Annotated in this window: 1 protein-coding gene; it reads right to left on the reverse strand. The window is 71.7% G+C overall.

Going from position 1 to position 1,921, the window contains the following annotated elements:
* A partial coding sequence (locus ACLIYP_RS30315) for a condensation domain-containing protein (protein ID WP_412716280.1) occupies nucleotides 1-1,921 on the reverse strand: 1,921 nt, incomplete at both ends.

Below are 1,921 nucleotides of genomic sequence, written 5' to 3' on the forward strand. Positions count from 1 at the left end.
TAGGCGGTGAACATGGCGTCCAGGACGCCGGGCGGGAAGAGTTCCTCGACCGCGTCCCACACCAGCAGCAGACCGCCGTCCTGCTCGATCACCTGGTGGTCCAGCCACACCTGCGGCGTCTGCGAGACACCCCACACGCGCTCGGCGAACGACGGCTCGCCCGGGTTCCCGTCCCCGTCGAAGACGCCGAGCGTACTGGTGAACACCACCGGCATCGTCACACCGTGCGCGCCCCTGCGGCGTGCCAGCTCCCGCATCACCCACAGGGCCGAGACGTCGCTGTGCGCCAGGTCCCGGCCCATCTGCCGCTGCGTCCGCAGCAGGGCGTCCCGCCAGGTCTCGTCCGCCTCGGGCCGGTAGCCGAGCAGCAGTAGCGAGGTGAAGTCGCCCAGCACCCGCCCGATGTGGGGGTGCACCTCCCGCCGGTCGAAGAGAGTGAGGTTGACGGTGAGCTCCTGCCGCGCGCTCCAGGTGGAGAGCACCTCGGAGAAGGCGGTCACCAGCAGCGTCGATCCGGTGACGCCGCACGCCCGGGCCCGTTCGCGCAGCCGCTGCCACCTCTCGGCCGGCAGCCGGTCCTCACGCCGGACGAAGCGGGGGGTGCCGACGGCGGACGGGTCCTTGGCCAGCGGAAGCTGCGGTCCCTCCGGAAGCTCCAGCACCCGCTCCGACCAGTACGCCTTCGAGGACTCCAGTTCCTCGGGCGAGGGCCGGACACTCGTCACGTAGTCCCGGAACGTCACCTCCACCGGGGGCAGCCCGGCGTCCGGGGCGTGGTAGAGCGCGTCGAGTTCCCGCAGCAGGGTCATCACACTGAGCGCGTCGATCAGGATGCTGTCGAAGCTGACCCCCAGCCGCACCCGTCCCCGGCCGTACCGCACCGCCCGCACGTCGAACAGGGGCCAGCGGCAGGGGTCGAGCACCTGGTGCGACATCTCCGACCGCAGCGCGGCGAGGGCTGCCTCGGCCTCCTCCGGGTCCGGACCGGCCTCGGACACCGGGATCGTGAAGGGCGGGACCTCGGGCCGGACCTGCTGCCGCCCGTCGGGCAGGAAGACCGCGCGCAGCATGTCGTGCCGGGCGATCAACGTGTTCCAGGCGTCCTCAAGCCGGTCCAGATCGATGTGCTCGCCGTCGTACTTCGTGTAGAAGTGGCAGCCCACTCCGCCCAGTTCGAAGTCGTCGGTGCGGCCCATCCAGTAGGCGCGCTGCACATCGGTCGGGTCGAACGGCTCGTACCGGTGCTCGGGGGCCGGGCGCAGCACGGGCGCCGCGGGCCCGGCGGCGGAGCCGCGTGAACGCAGACCCGTGCTGAAGGCCGCCAGTTCCGGTGTCCTGAACAGGTCGCCCAGCTCGGCCCCCTCCCAGCCCGCCGCGCGGAGCCGGGAGACGACCCGGGTGGCGATGAGGCTGTCGCCGCCGAGGGAGAAGAAGTTGTCGTCCCGGTGGATGCCGGGGATGCCCAGCAGTTCCTCCCACACCGCCGCCACGGCCTCCTCGGCGGGGCCCCGCGGCGGTTCCGCGGACGTGCCCCGGCGTATGTCCTCCAGGGCCCGCTCGACCAGGTCGGCCACCGCCCGCCGGTCGATCTTGCCGTTGGGGGTCAGCGGCATGGCGTCCAGGAACACGCAGTGGACGGGGACGGCGTAGGGGGGCAGCCAGTCGGAGAGGTGGGCCAGCAGCTCCTCCTCGCTGGGCGGGTCGTCGGTTCCGGCCGGGGTGACGGCGGCTGCGAGTTGGTGTGTGTGGGGGGTTGTGAGGGCGGTGGCGGTGGTGATGTGGGGGTGTTGGGTTAGGGCGGTTTCGATTTCGCCGAGTTCGATGCGGTGGCCGTTGATCTTGATTTGGTGGTCGGTGCGGCCGAGGAATTCGAGGGTGCCGTCGGGCCAGTAGCGTCCGAGGTCTCCGGTGCGGTACCAGC

It is taken from the genome of Streptomyces nanhaiensis, assembly GCF_046614825.1.
GTDB lineage: Bacteria > Actinomycetota > Actinomycetes > Streptomycetales > Streptomycetaceae > Streptomyces > Streptomyces radiopugnans.